The organism is Pseudomonas kribbensis (genome assembly GCF_003352185.1).
GTDB classification, from domain to species: Bacteria; Pseudomonadota; Gammaproteobacteria; order Pseudomonadales; family Pseudomonadaceae; genus Aquipseudomonas; species Aquipseudomonas kribbensis.
Map to the genome: position 1 here is coordinate 2518373 of NZ_CP029608.1, position 17896 is coordinate 2536268.

Annotated in this window: 9 protein-coding genes and 2 pseudogenes; 6 read left to right on the forward strand and 5 right to left on the reverse strand. The window is 62.0% G+C overall.

Annotation, left to right across the window (positions count from 1 at the left end; all coding sequences use genetic code 11):
* Positions 1 to 117 precede the first annotated feature (117 nt).
* The gene (locus DLD99_RS11685) at positions 118 to 2148 is read left to right on the forward strand and encodes a TonB-dependent receptor (RefSeq protein ID WP_114882301.1); all 2031 of its coding nucleotides are present in this window, start codon (positions 118 to 120) and stop codon (positions 2146 to 2148) included.
* A gap of 48 nt (positions 2149 to 2196) precedes the next feature.
* Here DLD99_RS11685 and DLD99_RS11690 read toward each other — a convergent pair whose 3' ends face one another.
* On the reverse strand, positions 2197 to 4407 hold the full coding sequence (locus DLD99_RS11690) for an LTA synthase family protein (RefSeq protein ID WP_114882302.1): 2211 nt from the start codon (positions 4405 to 4407) through the stop codon (positions 2197 to 2199).
* A gap of 299 nt (positions 4408 to 4706) precedes the next feature.
* On the opposite strand from DLD99_RS11690, the pseudogene DLD99_RS11695 reads away from it, so the two are divergent.
* The 4 genes and pseudogenes from DLD99_RS11695 to DLD99_RS11710 all read left to right on the forward strand — a co-directional run bounded on the left by DLD99_RS11695 (position 4707) and on the right by DLD99_RS11710 (position 7172).
* Positions 4707 to 5739 (forward strand): annotated as a pseudogene (locus DLD99_RS11695) (sterol desaturase family protein).
* Between the two features lie 52 nt (positions 5740 to 5791).
* Positions 5792 to 6142 (forward strand): LysR substrate-binding domain-containing protein, encoded by a 351-nt coding sequence (locus DLD99_RS11700; protein ID WP_244220790.1) that lies wholly within the window; start codon positions 5792 to 5794, stop codon positions 6140 to 6142.
* A gap of 17 nt (positions 6143 to 6159) precedes the next feature.
* Positions 6160 to 6528 (forward strand): annotated as a pseudogene (locus DLD99_RS11705) (ABC transporter substrate-binding protein); the annotation flags it as partial.
* A 98-nt stretch (positions 6529 to 6626) separates the two neighbouring features.
* A complete protein-coding gene (locus DLD99_RS11710) occupies positions 6627 to 7172 on the forward strand; it encodes a hypothetical protein (protein WP_114882303.1) in 546 nt (181 codons plus the stop codon).
* Positions 7173 to 7299: 127 nt separating this feature from the next.
* Here the strand turns inward: DLD99_RS11710 and DLD99_RS11715 are convergent, their stop codons facing one another.
* From DLD99_RS11715 to DLD99_RS11730, 4 genes are all read right to left on the reverse strand, one after another.
* Positions 7300 to 7779: a copper chaperone PCu(A)C gene (locus DLD99_RS11715; RefSeq protein WP_085708576.1), complete on the reverse strand. Its 480-nt coding sequence runs from the start codon at positions 7777 to 7779 to the stop codon at positions 7300 to 7302.
* Entirely contained in the window at positions 7779 to 8384 is a 606-nt protein-coding gene (locus DLD99_RS11720; protein ID WP_085708575.1) for an SCO family protein, read from the reverse strand. The genes DLD99_RS11715 and DLD99_RS11720 overlap by 1 nt, the downstream gene beginning before the upstream one ends.
* A 156-nt stretch (positions 8385 to 8540) precedes the next feature.
* Complete coding sequence (locus DLD99_RS11725; RefSeq protein ID WP_114882304.1) at positions 8541 to 9953, reverse strand: efflux transporter outer membrane subunit; 1413 nt, start codon at positions 9951 to 9953, stop codon at positions 8541 to 8543.
* 60 nt (positions 9954 to 10013) lie between these two features.
* Entirely contained in the window at positions 10014 to 10808 is a 795-nt protein-coding gene (locus DLD99_RS11730) for a helix-turn-helix transcriptional regulator (protein ID WP_085708573.1), read from the reverse strand.
* A gap of 491 nt (positions 10809 to 11299) precedes the next feature.
* Between DLD99_RS11730 and DLD99_RS11735 the strand changes: the two genes are divergently transcribed.
* The gene (locus DLD99_RS11735) at positions 11300 to 17710 is read left to right on the forward strand and encodes a non-ribosomal peptide synthetase (protein WP_114882305.1); all 6411 of its coding nucleotides are present in this window, start codon (positions 11300 to 11302) and stop codon (positions 17708 to 17710) included.
* Positions 17711 to 17896: the final 186 nt, after the last annotated feature.

The window sequence follows — 17896 nt, forward strand, 5'->3', positions numbered from 1 at the left end:
TGGCCATTGGAAATGTTATTGTATAACATAAAAATGATTTCATCTGATCGATGTTACTGACATGTCCGTGTGGCAGCGGCATCGGTCCCTTCCTTTCTGCCTTACGGAATACTAGAAATGTCTGCCCGTTTTCCCTCCTTCCCGCCAAGCCTGCTGGCCTCTGCGCTGCTGATCGCATCCCCCGCGTTCGCTGCCGAACCCCTTGAACTGCAACCGCAAGTCATCACCGGCAATCCACTGGGCAGCCAGACCCTGGCTTCGCCCTCGACCGTGTTGAGCGGTGATGACCTGACGCTGCAGCAGAAGGGCAGCCTCGGCGAAACTCTGAACAAGCAGCCGGGCGTGTCGTCGTCCTACTTCGGGCCGGGTGCCAGTCGCCCGATCATTCGCGGACAGGATGGCGATCGCATCCGCATCCTGCGCAACGGCGTCGGCGCGCTGGACGCCTCGTCGCTGTCCTATGACCACGCGGTGCCGCTGGATCCGATCAACGTTGACCGCATCGAAATCGTCCGTGGCCCGGCCGCGTTGCTCTACGGCGGCAGTGCCATCGGCGGGGTGGTCAACACTTTCGACAACCGCATCCCGACCGAATCCATTGACGGCATCCACGGTGCCGGCGAGCTGCGCTATGGCGGCGCCGACACCACCCGCAGCAGCGCGGGCAAACTCGAGGCCGGCAACGGTCAGTTCGCTCTGCACCTGGACGCCAGCGCCCGCGAGTTCAATGACCTGAAAATCCCCGGCTACGCCAAAAGCAGCCGCGAACGGGCGGGGGATGATGGCGATTCCAGCAAGCATCGCCTGGCCAACAGCGACGGTCGTCAGGACGGCGGCGCGGTGGGCGGTTCGTACACCTGGGATGACGGTTACGCGGGGCTGTCGTACAGCAACTACGACTCCAATTACGGCTCGCCGGCCGAAGACGACGTGCGGATTCGCATGCAGCAGGAGCACTACGCGTTCGCCTCGGAAATCCGCAACCTCCAAGGGCCGTTCAGCTCGGTCAAGTTCGACGCCGGTTACACCGATTACCAGCACCGCGAAATCGAGGACGGCGAGGTCGGCACCACATTCAAGAACAAGGGTTACGAAGCGCGGGTTGAAGCCCGGCACCAGCCGTTGGGGCCATTCAACGGGGTGATTGGCGCGCAGGTCAGTCGCAATGAATTCTCGGCGCTGGGCGAAGAAGCCTTCGTGCCGCACACCGATACCAACGCCGGTGCACTGTTCATTCTGGAAGAGCTGCAAGCCACGGATCGCCTGCTGTTCACCCTCGGCGGACGCCTGGAACACACCACGGTCGACCCGGACGCCAAAGGCAACGAGCGTTTCGCCAACGCAGATCGCTCCAGCAGTTTCACCGCCGGCAGTCTGTCGTCCGGCGCGGTCTACACGCTGACGCCGGTCTGGTCGGTCGCCGCAACGCTGGGCTACACCGAGCGGGCACCGACGTTCTACGAGCTGTACGCCAACGGCGCCCACGTCGCCACCGGCACTTTCGAAGTCGGGGATGCGGGTCTGTCGAAAGAGAAAGCCGTCTCCAGCGATCTGGCCCTGCGTTTTGACAATGGCACGCACAAGGGCAGCGTCGGCGTGTTCTACAGCCACTTCTCCAATTACATTGGTCTGCTCGGCACCGGGCGCACGCTTAATGATGAAGGCGAAGAAGATGCCGCCGGCATTCCCGAATACGCCTATTCCGGTGTCCGCGCACGCTTCAGCGGCATCGAAGCCCAGGATCGCTGGCAGCTCGGCGAGAGCGCCTACGGCAAGTTCGCGCTGGAGTTGTCGGGCGACTACACCCGGGCCAAGAACCTCGACAACGGCCAGGATCTGCCACGCATCGCACCGTTGCGCTTGAATACCGGTTTGTTGTGGGAGCTGGATCGCTGGCAGGCACGGATCGATGTGGAGCACGCCAGCTCCCAGCATCGGGTGCCGGACAATGAAAGCAGCACCGATGGTTACACCACGCTGGGTGCGAATGTGGGGTATCACTTCGACGTTGGCCAGAGCAAATGGCTGGCCTTCGTCAATGCCGAGAACCTGACCAACCAGACCGTGCGCTACGCCAGCTCGATCCTGCGCGACATTGCGCCGGCAGAAGGGCGAAGCATTCAGGTGGGGTTGCGCACTACCTTCTGATCGTCCCTGCGCCAGCGTCCCGCGAATCGCGTGACGCTGGCGTCGGCATCAGCTCGATTGGGCGGTGTCGTCTTCCGGGAGTTCCTCCCGCAGATCCTGCTGCCCCGGCAGCTCGGTGATCACGCTGAAATCCGTAACCTCCACGGCCCCCAGCCCATAACCCAGCAAGTGGAATGAGAAGGCCTTGCGCGGTTGCGGGTTGTCGAAACTGAAGTCCATTTCCAGCGGCTGCTCCGCCGTGGCGACCATTTCCGAAGGTAGGCCCAGTTGCACGTCCTGCTCGAACTCCTTGGCCTTGAGCTGGATGTACGCCGCCTGTTGCGGGTCCATCGAGCGCACGGTCAGGCGCACGCGGGTGTGCGAGCCCTTGGGCATTTCCAGGTATTGCGCGCCGATCAGGTTGTCGGCCCAGTCATCCTTGATCTGCGCCTGCAGCGGGATGACGTTGTCGCTGCCGAACTGATAGCGCTGATTCAGTGGAGTGCGCAGCAGCGACAGGTCCAGTGCATCGGCACGGGCCGCAATCTGCCGCGCATTCTGGCCGCTGGCATTGCCCTTGAACGTGGCGCTTTCGGCGATGAAACCTTCGCTGGCATAAGCGCGGCAGCGCCGTGGCATGTCGCATTCGGTGAGGATGCCGTGGCCGTCGTGGTAGCGCAGTTTGCCGTTGGTGAACGACATGATTTCGCGCCCGGTGTCGTAGTCGCGAAACAGAGAGCGGCCGCTAAGTGCGGCGGGCACCGGCAGGTCAAAGTAATCGAGGATCGATGCGCTCAGATCGACATGCCCGTAGACCCCGGCGTTCAGGTGTGGCAACTGGGCCTGTTCCGGTGCGAGGGTCAGGTTGAAGCCCCAGGACGAGGCGAGCCGCACGCCATCGATGCCATGGGATTCGTCCGAGGTGATCACCACCAGCGTGTCTTTCAGCACGCCCTGGCGTTCGAGGCCGCTGAGGAACTGGTCCAGGGCATCGTCCAGATACCCGACGGCGGCCTGTTTCGGCGTGTCGTAGCGTTGCAGGTAGTCTTCCGGCGCGGAGTAGGGCTGATGGGTGCCGACGGTCAGCAGGGTCAGCATCCACGGTTTTTTCTGTTTCTTCAGTTGGCCGACGTAACCCAGCGCGCCTTCGAAGAAGGCCTTGTCGTCCTTGCCCCACGGGAATTCCAGGTAGTTGGCGTTGGTGAACCACTCAAGGCCATGGGTCGCATCGAAGCCGATGTGCGGCATGATCTTGTCTTTGGCCATGAAGCGCAGGCCGGCGCCTTGCAGGTAATGCGTAGTGAAACCGTTCTGACGCAATTGGGCTGGCAGGCAGGCCTGATTGCGTTCGTTCTGGGTCAGCATTTCCACGCCTTTGGGCGTACCGTTGTTCAGCTTGTCGTAATCGCCGCAAAGCATGGCGTACAGGCCGCGAATGGTCTGGTGCGTGTGCAATACGTAATCCGGCGTGTTCATGCCGCGCTCGGCCCAACGGCTGAGCTTGGGCATCAGGTCTTCCTGATAATGACTGCCGATGGCCTCGCGATTGGCGCGGATGTAGGCGCCGGGAATGCCTTCTACGGCAACGATCAGTACGTTGCGTGCCTGGCCTTTTGCTGCCAGTAACGAGTGGCCGTTCAAGTCGAGGTCAGTGAGCCCGGCCATCGAGGGGGGAGGTATTTCGCTACCGCCTTCCAGCCATTCCTCGGCCTGCATTTGCGCGTCGGCGACCTGCGCGGCGAGCAACTGATGCGGCAGGTTGTACAGGCGCCATGGGTCGGCGTCGCTCGGCGAAAGATTCTGTGCGCCCCAATGGGCGGCAAACAGCAACACCGGTGCCGACCACACGGCGCGGGGCAGGGCCGGCGCCAGCGTTCCTCGGTTTGCCCACTGCGTCGCCAGCCACATCAACAGGCCCAGCAGCAATGCACCGGCCACTCCCGGATGGGCGAAGCCGCCACCGGTGGAGTTCTCGACGAATTGCGGGTCGATCAGGTAATGCAGGTCCTGGGGATTGGGCAGGCGCCCGACCGCACTGACCAGTTCTGCCGTCGCCACTGCCAGCAGACCCCAGAACACCAGCACCGGCAGGGCCAGCCACCACGGCCGGCGATGCAACAGAACCACCAGCAGGCTGCCGATGGCCAGGTCCGAAAGATAGCCGAACAGGCTCGACCAGCCGAGTGCCGCACGCAAGCACACCGGTACGATCAGGACCAGAAAAACCAGAGAGAGAAGACGGGCGTCGGGGTGCCGAAGCCGTTGAAAAAGAGCGCTCACAAAAAAGACCTTCCAGCCATCAAACCGTCATAAAAGTGTGCGCGATGATACCAAGGGTGGGCTGTCTGATCGCCCTTTTAAACGCGAAGCTGATCCGCTGTCGAACGGCTGTGCGATCACGGCGAAATGCCTGAGGCCCAGACCTGCGTTCATGTCAGGGGTGGCGGAAGGCTTTTTCCGGCGTACCGGAGCAGGGGATTAATTGTTTCAGGCTGTTTATTACGCCTTTGATCCCTTTCGGCTGCATTTGCGAAACGTTGCGATTTACAATGCCCGACCTCTGATGGAGACCTGCCTCCGTGGATGTCCTCACGCAACTCAACGCTTATCTGCACCGACTGCTGGTTGAACCGGTCGCCGAGCAGTTCTTCAGATCTGTTCGATCTGAACGGTCGCATCGGCGTGGTGTTTATCTTCACCTCCTATTGCGTGGCCTATGGTCTGTTCCGCTACAGAAAATCCCGAGGCCTGACCGAGGCCCCAGGCTTCTGGCAGTTCCTCGGCGGCGGTCGCGTGCATGGGCATCGCTCGGCGTGGCTGGATTATCGCTACTACTTCATCAAGGGCATTCTGCGGGTCGCGCTGGTGTTGCCGGTCGTGGCGCTGGTCGATCCGCATATCCTGCGCTCAGGCGACTACGTGCAGTTTTTCACCCGACTCTGGGGCGCCCGCGAGCAGGTCTCGGATCATCCGTCGATCGCGTTGTTATACGGCCTCGGCGTATTTGTGTTCAGGGACTTTTTGCACTACTGGATTCACCGCGCCTTTCATTCCCGCTTTCTGTGGGAATTTCATAAGGTCCATCATTCGGCACCGGTGCTGGTGCCGGCCACGGCCAGCCGGATTCACATCGTCGAATCGATCATTGAACGAATCGTCATCACCGCCGGCCTTGGCGCCTTCGCCGGTGTGGTCTGGTACGCCTGTGGCGGGGAGGTCAGCCGCTACACCCTGTTCGGCGTGACCTGGCTGGCATTGATCATCAACAGCCTGGGGGCCAATCTGCGGCACAGCCATGTCTGGCTGTCGTTCGGGCCGGCGGTCGAGCATGTGCTCAACAGCCCGGCCCAGCACCAGATTCACCACAGCGACGCCCCGCGACATTTCAACAAGAACTTCGCGATCAATCTGTCACTGTGGGACTGGTTGTTCGGCACGCTGTACGTCACCACTTCAAAACCCGAAACCTTGCGCTTCGGCACGGGCGAGCAAGACCGCACACGTTATCTGACGGTGTACAGCCTGATCGTCACGCCGTTTGTGGACACAGCGAAACGCTTGTCGTCGAACGCCGACGGGCTCAGAACCTGGTTCAACCAGCGTACGCCATAAGGGCTTTGCCGAAGGCCTGTACGCCACGCCCGAATTGCTGGCGGAGCAGGGCGTGCCCGAAACGCCTGAGGACTTACGCCGTTTTTCGCTGATCGGCCCGGATCGCAATTCGGGCGAGATCGAGTTTCTGCGCGAGCGCGGCTTCGATTGTTCCGCCGAGAACACGGCGATCCGCACCGATGATCAACTGGCGCAATGGGCGGCGTTGCGTGCCGGATTGGGGATTGGCGTGTGTTCCCGGCAACTGGCACAGCGTCATGGCTTGGTCCGAGTCTTACCTGAGTTCTTGGATTTTGCGGTGGATGTGTGGATCGCCATGCATCAGGACATGCGTCGGGTACAGCGGGTTTCGGCGGTGTTCGATGGCTTGGGCGCGGGCTTGCAGGCGCTTCTGGAAGGCTGACGTTCAGGTGAAATCAAAAAGTGCTGAGTTCCTGCGACGTACTCGGCGGCCAGGCCACGTTCAACGTGCTCTACACCACAGAAAAATTCCACGACGAAAACCCGAAAACCTACAAGGCGTTCTACGACGCCCTGGCCGAGGCCGAGCAGATCATCAAGGCTGACAAGCCTGCGGCGGCTCAGACCTACATTCGCGTCGAGCAGTCGACGCTACCGCCGGCGCTGGTGGAGAAAATCGTCACCGACCCGGAAATCGATTTCACCGTGATGCCGCAGCGCACCTTTATATATGCAGAGAAACTGCAGGAGCTGGGTGTGCTGAAAAACAAGGCGGACAGCTGGAAGGATTATTTCTTCGAAGAGGCGCATGGTGAGGCGGGGAGTTGAATCCCAGGGCATTCTGGACACCGTAGTGGCCTCTTAGTAGCATTTGCCGCCAGCGCTCTGAGCCCATAGTGCAATGCTCTGAATCTACAAGGACGGCCATGCTTGATTTTCTGTACCGCAAAATGAATGTCGATTTTATTGTCTGGAGTGGCACGGTACGCAAAATCCAAAAGCTCACTGACGACGACGGGTATGTCGAAACGGTCGTGCGAATCGAAAACGATAATGGCGAGATCGAGGACATCGATGTTTCCGGCCTTGAGTTCGATCTGAAACGAAACCATCGCGTCAGCGTCTTCAATGCCACCACGGCGGCCATCGACTACAGCGTCTTTGCCTTGTTGCGCAATGACTGCCTGTCTCGGTCCGCATTGCTGGTTGATGGCGAAATGCTTTTCAAGGAGCTGGGTATAAAACTCCCCAGGTTCACCATTTTCCTGATTTCGTTGGTGTACGGCGCGATCGCGACCTGGATCGCTGGAGAGGGGGGATTGATTTCCGCCATCGTCCTTTTCGGCGCTCTGCACATGGACGGAAGCCGACGTCGCAAGCTTTTCGCTGCCAGAATCGAGGCTCATTTACACAAGCTCGATAAGCAGTATCAAAGCCACCGCATGGTCAAAAGAGCGCTGGCGCGATCGTGATGAGCGTCGGGAGCGTCATCCATGTCGAGTTGAAACCGGCTTGACACCTAGACGCAAACGGGGCGGCATGATCGTCGATCATGCCGCCCCGTTTGTTTTTTGAAGCCGTAACGCGGTCAGCCGGCGATCAATGCATCTTGCTGTGATCGTGGCCTTCCATGTTGGTCAGCGAGCGCACTGGCGCCTGGACTTCGATGGCCTGTTTCTCGCCCTTGGCATTTTCCACGGTCAGGGTCAGCGGCACGGTTTCGCCTTCCTTCAGTTGACCGTTCAGGCCCATCAGCATCACGTGGTAGCCGTTCGGATCGAACTTCACAGCCTTGCCGGCCGGCAGGTCGACCGAGTTGACCGGGCCCATGCTCATCACGTCGTTTTTCATGGTCATTTCGTGAATCTGCACGTCCTTGGCCACCGGCGAGGCAACGCTCAGCAGTTTGCTGTCGCTGTCGGCGGTGACGGTCATGAACGCGCCGCTGGCCGACTGGTTTGGCACGGTTGCACGCACCCAGGCGTCATCGACCCTGGTCTGCGCCGAAACCTGGAAGGCCAGGCCCAGCAGGGACAGGCCCAGTGCGGCACGTTTGATGTTGTTCAGGAAAGGGTTCATCAGCAGACCTCCATGACGGTTTGCAAATCTTCCGTACACTCTTGTGCAGAAAGCGATTGGGACAGACCCACGCGCAGGTTGCCGCGGGTGTCGTAGACATAACTGGTAGACGTGTGCGACAGGGTGTAAGTGTCGCCGGCAGGGACTTTTTCGTAGAAGACGTCGAATTCCTTGGCGGTGGCCTTGGTTTCCTCGAGGGTGCCGTAGAGGGCGACGAAGCTCGGGTCGAAGGTCTTGACGTAGGCGTCGAGGATTTGCGGCGTATCGCGTTCCGGGTCGAGGGTGATGAACACCACTTGCAGGATGTCGCCATCCTTGCCCATCAGCTTCTTGATTTTCGCCGCGCGGGCCAGGGTCGTCGGGCAGACCGCCGGGCACTGGGTGAAACCGAAGAAAATCATCGGCATCAGGCCGCGAAAGCTCGACAGCGTCACGGTGTTGCCTTCGGTGTCCTTGAGCTTGAAGGTGCGTCCGAGGATCTTGTCGCTCAGATCCTTGCCGTACTTGTACGACAGTTGGCCGCGGGTGTCGCAGCCGGCGAGCAGGCCCAGACCGAGCACGCCCATTCCCGCAAGCACCTTGCGGCGAGTCAACAAAGCCGTCATCTAATACCGCCTTTTGCAGCCCGCCGGTCAGCAAGACAGGCGGGGGGTTAACCGTAAAAGCGGCGCATGATACCAAAATGAACCGGCAGGTCGGTTTTTGATCACCGACGGATGTCAGATCTGGCGACAAAAGGTGTAAGAAAACATGACCTGCGGTTATTGCGGTGACGGTTCCGCAGGGCTCCAGCTACCGCCCAGGGCGGTGTACAGGTTCACTTGCGCCACCAGTTGCGCCAACCGGTCGGAGATCAGACCTTGCTGCGAACTGAACAGCGAACGCTGGGCATCGAGAAACGTCAGGCTGCTGTCGACACCGGTCCGGTAGCGGTGCTGCGCCATGTCGTAATAGTCCTGCGTGGCCTGCACCAGATCGCGCTGGGCCTGTAGCTGCTGCTGATAGGTCTCCCGCGCGGCGAGACCATCGGACACTTCCTGAAATGCTGTCTGAATGGTCTTTTCGTATTCGGCGACGGTGATGTCCTTCTGCAGCTTCGCGTAATCGACGCTGGCGCGCAGGCTGCCGGCGTTGAAGATCGGCAGGTTGATCTGCGGCTGGAAGGTCCAGGCGCCGGAGCCGCCCTTGAACAGTCCCGACAGGTCCCGACTCGACGTGCCGGCATTGGCCGTCAGGCTGACACTGGGAAAAAACGCCGCCCGGGCTGCGCCGATATTGGCGTTGGCAGCTTTCAGCTTGTATTCGGCCTGGAGAATGTCCGGCCGGCGTTGCAGCAGATCCGACGGCAATCCGGCCGGTACTTGCGCCACCAGATCACTGGCCAGCGGGCGCGCCGGCAGCGTTTCCGGAACCGGCGCCCCGACCAGCAACGTCAGGCTATTAAGGTCCTGAGCGACCTGGCGTTGATAGCGGGCGAGGCTGGCACGGGTGCTGTCGACGCTGGTCTGCGCCTGGATCTGATCCAGCGCCGAAGATTTGCCGGCCTCCCGGTTGCGGGTGGTCAGGTGCAGGCTTTTCTCGTCGGCGGCCAGGGTTTCCTGAGCCAGGGCCAGCAATTCCTGATCGGCGCGCCAGGTCAGGTAGGCATTGGCAACGTTGGCCACCAGGCTCAGTTGCGCACTGCGCCGGGCCTCTTCGGTGGACAGCCAGCTCATCAAGGCCTGCTCGCTGAGGCTGCGGACCCGGCCAAAGAAATCCAGTTCATAGGCGCTGATGCCGAGGTTCGCCGAGTAGGTCGAGGTGATCGCCGCTTTGGTTTTGGTCACGCTGGCCGGCACCCGTTGCCGCAGCTCATTGGCATTGGCTGAAACCGCCGGCAGCAGATCGGCGCGTTGAATGCGGTACTGCGCCTGGAATGCTTCGACGTTCAGCGCGGCCACCCGCAAGTCGCGGTTATTGACCAGTGCGCTCTCGATCAACTGCTGTAACGCGGGGTCATTGAACAGCCCGCGCCAGTCCTCGACAGCGGTCGTGGTCTGGGTTGACGCAGGGTAGGCGGGGCCTTTTGGATACTGCGCCGCGCTGGGTGACGCCGGACGCTGGTAATCGGGAATCAGCGAGCAGCCGCCCATCAGCAACGCCATGGACAGCAGGGAGATCGGCAACCTGGACATCAAACAGCCTCGTTCACAAGTAGGAGTGGGCGCGAAGGCCCGTGATGAGAAAACGCCGGATCAGGCCCCGGCCATCCATTTCGCCAGACCGTGACGCCCGCTGACCCCGAGTTTGGCCGCCGCGCGTTTGAGGTAGGTCTCGATCGAGCTGTTCTTGACCCGCAACCGCTCGGCCATCTGCGGCACGGTGCCGCCGGTCAGCAGGCCCAGACAGACTTCCTTCTCACGGACTGACAGGGTGATGTCGCCCAGTGCCAGGCGCTCGTCGAACACCTGCTGCAACGGTGTCTGCTCCTGATCGGCCTGAAGTGGGCGCGGTTGCCGGGCGATGATTTGCCGACGGATCTGCGCATGACGCTCGATCAACGGCAGCAGGGTGTCGGACAGGCTTTTGAGAAACGACAGCTCCGGCAGGGAAAACACCCGGTGCGTGTGAGGGCGGCAAAACGAGATGACACAGCGGCGGTTGGAGGTGCGTGACACCAGATTGCACTGATGGACGCTGTGGTGCGGGTGTCGTTGCTGCAGCGAGGCCTTGAGTTGAATCAGCAGCGAGTCATTCATCTCGATCATTTTCTGTAACAGCGGATGATCGTCCTGACATTGCAGCGGGTCCGGGGGCGGGAAGGTATCCGGCAAACCGGCGCTGCCCAGGGCCTTAATCTCGACCACGCTGGCCTCGCGCTCGTCGAGTGTCCATTCGCTGAGATCCACCCGGTTGACCGGCACCAGGGTGTCGACCAACTGAAACATGTTGGAGGCGAATCGTTCGTTCCCCGTACTGGCGATCAATTCGCCCAGTTGCCAGTAGAAGTGCGGGTTTTCCATGTTGCGAAGACTGCCGGTCAGATTCATATCCTTGTCATCCCTGATTTAAAGCCATTGCCGAATCATCTGCCGTGCATGCACCTGTGAAGCCGCCAACCAGCGTTTCTCCTTGAAATCGATCTGGAGCGGGATTTAAGCCTATGCATTTGTCCTACGTCTGTAGGGGAAAACGGGGACACAAAGTGCCACTAATTCCGAAAAAATGGCGTCACGTTTCTGTCAGATCTATGTGTAAGGGCTCGTAGTCCGTGACTGTACGGTCTAGTGGGAACCCCGAAAACCGGGGCTCGGACCGCCGCGTCCCACATTTGCGAGGCGCTGGTCGGTAGTAGCGTGTGGCGATTGTCCTACAGGATTTTCAGCCATTTCTTTCCGAACTTTCGGGGGAATAACTGACTTGTCCGGGGCTGGGGACCCTCAGGGCGGGGCAAAGAGGGGGGAGTTGTCCGGGTTTCACGTGTCATGCGGGTTTCGGGGCCGATGCTTGAATACGCGCCAAATCACATGAGACGGATCTTATGAACCAATTTGCTGCCGATGCGGCGGACGGTCTGTCCGCGATTTCCGAAGCCTTCCCGCTGACCGCTGCCCAGCGTGACATCTGGCTCGATCAACTGCGTCAGGGGGATTCGCCGGTGTACAACATCGGTGGTTATGTCGAGATGACCGGTGCCCTTGATCCTGCGTTGATGCACGCGTCCCTTGAAGGCCTCGTGGCCCGGCATGACGCCCTGCGCACCAGCCTGCTGCTGGGTGCCGGTGAGCACGGTCTGCCGTTGCAGCGTTTTGCGCCATCGATGCCGGTGCCGATGCCGTTCCATGACTTCAGCACCCATCCCGAGCCGGAGGCTGCGGCGCGCCGGTTGACTCAGGAGCGCATCGAACAGCCGTTCACGCTGGACGGCGGGCCGTTGTTCCGTTTCTGCCTGATCCGTCTCGATGACCGCTGCCATTGGTTTTCGCTCCAGGCCCATCACCTGATTGTCGATGGCTGGGGCTTTGGCGAAATGCTCAAGTCCCTCGACGAGATCTACAACGCCCTGGCACTCGGGCAACAGCCGCCGGATTCGGCGCCGTCCTATGTCGACTTCATTCATGACGACGCACGGTATTACGAGTCCGCCCGCTACGTGCGTGACCGAGCGTACTGGCTGGAAAAATACCGGCATCTTCCCGAGCCACTGTTATTGCCGCGCTATCAGGAACGCTTTGCCGGCGCGACGGCACCGACGCGGATTTTCTCGCAGGTCTTTCCGGCCCGCCTTCACGACCGTATGAAGCAGGTGGCCGCAGAGTACGGGGCTTCGGCGTTGCACTTTCTGCTGGCGGCGATGCATGTGTACTTCAGCCGCATCGGCCAGCGTGATGAATGGGTGGTGGGCTTGCCGTTGCTCAATCGGTCCGGGGCCCGTTTCAAGTCGACCCTGGGGCTGTTCACCCAGGTCAGCGCCGTGCGCATGGGGTTCGGGCGCGAGCTGGCGTTCGGTGCACTGGTCAAGGCCGTTCGCGATGAGCTGAAACAGGATTTCCGCCACCAGCGTTTTCCCCTGAGTGAGATGAACCGCGCGCTGGGTCTGCTGCGCGAGGATCGTTCACAGCTGTTCGAAGTGACCGTCTCCTACGAGCGGGACGCCCATGAGTACCGGTACGGAGAGGCCCGGGGGCGGGTGGTCAAAGTGTCCAACCATGAAGAGGGCACGCCGCTGTCCGTGCACCTGTTGAGCAGCCGTGGCGACGAAGAGGACAGTTTGTACATGGTGTACAACGAGGCCTACTTTGACGCGGATGAAATCGCGGCGCTGTGCGGTCGATTGCTGTGGGTGCTGGAGCAGGGGCTTGAAGACGCCTCGCTGGCGGTGGGCGATTTCAGTCTGAACCTGCCGGCCGAGTCGGCCTTGCTGCAAGAGTGGAATGACACCCGCGCCGATTACTCCGACGGGCTGGCCATCCATCAGCGCATCGAAGCGCAAGCGGCGATGCGGCCGGATGCGGTGGCTGCAGAATCCCGGGGACAACGGCTGACCTATGCCGAGCTGAACCGAAAGGCCAACGCCCTGGCCCATCATTTGATCGGGCTGGGTGTGCAACCCGATGACCGTGTGGCGCTGGTCGCCCGTCGAGGGCTGGACACGCTGGTCGCGTTGCTGGCAATTCTCAAGTCCGGCGCCGGTTATGTGCCGGTCGATCCGGCCCATCCTGCGGAACGTTTGAGCTATTTATTGAGCGACAGTGCGCCGGTCGTGGTCCTGACCCAGGGCAATCTGCGTGAACGTCTGCCGGCGCTGAACGTGCCGCTGATCGACATCGACTCGCGCACCTGGCCGGTCAACGATCTCAACCCCGATGTCTCGGGCCTGACCACCGCGCATCTGGCCTACGTGATCTACACCTCCGGGTCTACCGGCCAGCCCAAAGGCGTGATGGTCGAACATCGGACCCTGTCGAATCTGGTGGACTGGCATTGCACGGCCTTCGGCCTGGGCGCGGGTGGCCACACCTCGAGCCTGGCTGGCTTCGGCTTTGACGCCATGGCCTGGGAAGTCTGGCCCGCACTGTGTGCCAGCGCGACCCTGCACCTGGCGCCGTCCCGTGACGGCGGCGAAGATATCGATGCGCTGCTCGACTGGTGGCGTGCGCAACCGCTGGACGTGAGTTTTCTGCCAACGCCGATTGCCGAGTACGCCTTCAGCCGCCACCTTGAACATCCGACTTTGCGCACGCTGCTGATCGGCGGTGATCGCCTGCGCCAGTTCAATCGCGAGCAAACGTTCGAGGTGATCAACAACTACGGCCCGACCGAAGCCACCGTGGTTGCCACCTCGGGTCGCATCGAACCGGGCCGGACGCTGCACATCGGCAAACCCGTGAGCAACGCCACGACCTATCTGCTGGATGACCGACAGCGACCGGTGCCGATTGGCGTGGCCGGTGAGCTCTACGTCGGTGGTGCCGGGGTGGCGCGGGGTTACTTCAACCGCCCGGAACTGACCGCCGAACGCTTTCTCGACGATCCGTTCAGCCACCAGCCCAACGCGCGGATGTACCGCACCGGCGACCTCGCACGCTGGCGCCCGGACGGCACCATCGAGTATCTGGGCCGTAATGACGATCAGGTGAAAATCCGTGGTGTGCGCATCGAGCCCGGCGAAATCGAAGCGGCGTTGAGCAGCCATGAATCAGTGAGCGATGCCGTCGTGCTGGTGCGCGACGGGCAGTTGCTGGCCTGGTTCACCGAACACCAGCCGCTGGACATCACGCAGCTGCATGCCCATCTGCAAACCCGTCTGCCGAGCGCGATGCTGCCTTCGGCCTACGTGCGTTTGGAGGTTTTGCCGCTGACAGCCAACGGCAAACTGGATCGCCAGGCGTTGCCGGCGCCGGGGCCGGAAGCGTTGATCCGCCGCGAGTATGAGGCCCCGCAAGGCGATGTCGAAATCCTCTTGGCGCAGATCTGGGCCGAGGTGCTGCAAGTCGAACGGGTGGGGCGTCACGATCACTTCTTCGAGCTGGGCGGGCATTCGTTGCTGGCGGTCAATCTGATCGAGCGCATGCGTCAGCTCGGCATGAGCAGCGACGTGCGCGTGCTGTTCGGCCAGCCGACCCTGGCGGCTCTGGCCGCGTCGGTGGGCAGTGGTCGCGAAGTCAAAGTGCCGACCAATCGCATTCCGCCGGGTTGCACGCAGATCACCCCGGACCTGTTGCCGTTGGTAGAACTGGATCAGGCCACCCTTGACCGGATCATCGCTACGGTACCGGGCGGGGCGGCCAACGTGCAGGACATTTATCCGCTGGCGCCGTTGCAGGAAGGCATCCTCTATCACCACATCACCGCTGCGCAGGGCGATCCGTACCTGTTGCAATCGCAGCTGGCGTTCGACAGCGTCGAGCGGGTCGAGGCCTATGCGGCCGCGTTGCGTCAGGTCATGGCGCGCCACGACATCCTGCGCACTGCGGTGGTCTGGGAAGGCTTGACCACGCCGGTGCAGGTGGTCTGGCGCCAGGCTGAATTGCCGGTGCAGGAACTCATGCTCGACCCGGCCGAGGGCGATGTCCTCGCGCAGCTGCATGAGCGCTTCGATGCTCGGCGTTATCGCATTGACGTCAGTCAGGCGCCGCTGATCCGGCTGATGTATGCCCGCGATCCGGCTCATGGGCGGATCGTGGCGATTCTGTTGTTCCATCACCTGGCGCTGGATCACATTGCCCTGGAAGTCCTGCGCCATGAAATGCGCGCCAACCTGTTGGGGCTGAGTGAACCGTTGCCGCCGGCGGTGCCGTATCGCAATTACGTGGCCCAGACCCGGCTCGGTGTCAGCGAACAGGAACATGAAGCGTTCTTCCGCGAAATGCTCGCCGACATCGACGAGCCGACCCTGCCGTTCGGATTGCAGGACGTGCAGGGCGACGGTCGCGGCATCGACGAAGCCGTGCGAACCCTTGCACCTGAACTGGACCGCCGCTTGCGCCTGCAAGCGCGGCAGGCAGGCGTCAGTGTGGCCAGCCTGATTCACCTGGCCTGGGCGCAGGTGCTGGCAGCGACCTCGGGACAGGAACGTGTGGTGTTCGGCAGCGTGTTCATGGGCCGCATGCAGGGCGGCGAGGGCGCGGACCGGGCGCTCGGGGTGTTCATCAACACCTTGCCTTTGCGAGTGGACATGGACCGAGGCGCGCGTGATGCCGTGTTGCTTACCCACGCCCGACTGACCGACCTGCTCGGGCATGAGCATGCGTCGCTGGCGCTGGCCCAGCGTTGCAGCGGCGTCGCGTCACCGGCACCGCTGTTCAGTGCGCTGCTCAACTATCGGCATACCGATCTTGAGGTGCAGGAATCGACGGCGGATCCGGCCTGGCAAGGCATCCAGACCCTGGAGAACGAAGAACGCACCAACTATCCGCTGACCTTGAGCGTCGATGACCTGGGCAGCGCCTTGCAGATCACCACGCGAACCCTGATCAGCATCGGCGCCCGGCGCATCGGCGACTACGTGCAAACCGCGTTGCAGGCGCTGGTCGATGCCCTGGAGCAAACGCCGCAACAGCCGCTCAATCGCTTGCCGATCCTGCCGGCGGCGGAGCTTGAACAACTGCTGGTCGAGTTCAATGCCAGCGAAGTCGATTGCCCGATCGATCAGCCGCTGCAGACCTTGTTCGAGCAGCAAGCGCAGCGCCGACCCGACGCCATCGCCTTACAGGCCGGAGAACAACAGCTGACGTATCGCCAGTTGAACGAACAGGCCAATCGTCTGGCCCATCATTTGCGTGAACAAGGCGTGCAGCCCGATTCCCGGGTGGCGATCTGCGTCGAACGCAGCCTGGATCTGATAGTCGGCCTGCTCGGCATTCTCAAGGCAGGCGGCGCGTATGTGCCGCTGGATCCCGACTATCCGCTGGAACGCCTGCACTACATGTTGCAAGACAGCGCCCCGGTGGCGGTGCTGGTACACGAGGCCACCCGCAATCTGCTGACTGATCCGGGTGTGCCGGTCATCGATTTCGACCGTTGCACCTGGCAGCACGCGTCCGCCGACAATCTGCAAGTACCGGGTTTGAGTGCCGTGAACCTGGCCTACATGATCTACACCTCGGGCTCCACCGGTACGCCGAAGGGCGTGATGATCGAGCATCGCAGCGCGTGCAACATGGTGCACTGGGGCTCGCAGATCAGCCCGCCGACCGGGCACGGCGCGCTGTTGCAGAAGGCGCCGTTCAGCTTCGACAGTTCGGTGTGGGAGATCTTCTGGCCGCTGTGTTCAGGCCTGCGGCTGGTGCTGGCGCGTCCCGACGGCAACCGCGATTCGGCCTATGTGACCCAGGTGATTCGAGAACGGCAGATCACCGTGGTCAAGTTCGTACCGGCGCTGCTGCAACAGTTCATCGAGCAGGACGATGTCAGCCAGTGCACCAGCCTGACCGACGTGCTCAACGGTGGCGGTGAACTGACCGCCGCACTGGCCCGACGCGTCCGCGAGCGCCTGCCGTGGGTGCGTCTGCATAACGTTTACGGCCCGACCGAAACCACGGTCGACAGCACCGGCTGGACGCTGGAACCGGATCAATCGGTGCCGGAAGCGGTGGTGCCAATCGGCAAGGCGTTGAGCAACACCCGACTCTATGTGCTGGACGCCCATGACCAACCGGTGCCATTCGGGGTCAGCGGTCACTTGCACATCGGCGGGGTCGGGGTCGCGCGGGGTTATCTGGGACTCCCGGACATGCAGGCCGAGCGCTTCATCGACAGCCCGTTCGTGGCTGGTGATCGCCTGTATCGCACCGGCGATCTGGTGCGCTACCGGGCGGACGGCAACCTCGAATTCCTCGGGCGCAACGACTTCCAGGTCAAGCTGCGTGGCCTGCGTCTGGAGCCCGGGGAAATCGAAGCGCGGCTGATCGAGCATCCGGCCGTGCGTGAAGCCGTGGTGCTGGTCCGCGACGAGCGACTGGTGGCGTATTTCACCGTGCGCGAAGGCTTCGACGCGCCACGTATCGAAAGCTTGCGCGCCCACGTGCTGGAGCGCTTGCCGGAGTACATGGCGCCGGGCGCCTACGTGAAGCTCGATGCATTGCCCCTGACCCCCAACGACAAGGTCGACCGCAAGGCCTTGCCGGCACCGGGGGCGGAGGCGGTGCTCAGTCGTCGCTACGAGGCGCCCGAGGGCGAAGTCGAAATCCGGCTGGCGCAGATCTGGGCCGAGGTGCTGCAACTGGAGCAGGTCGGGCGCAACGACCACTTCTTCGAACTCGGCGGGCATTCGTTGCTGGCGGTCAGTCTGGTGGCGCGCATGCGTCAGGCCGGGCTGCACGTCGATGCCCGTACGCTGTTCAGCCAACCGACCCTGGCGGCGCTGGCGGCCCAGACTTCGGCGCAGGCCAGACAGGTTGAAGTCCCGCAAACCACCATACCGACCCTCAACCGCAAACGCCGGCTCTGAGCCGACATCGGCGTCGATTCGCGGTTCCCGTGGATCGACGCCATGACTGGCCGGTCACGGGGCTTGTCCCCGCTTCCCATGTCAGACACCCAAGCCCCGATGTTTTAGCTTTTCCGGGCTGCGCGTGGCCGCACGGATTCGCCGCTGCGCGCTCCTTTTTTCCCGAATTTACAGCAGGTTACCCCC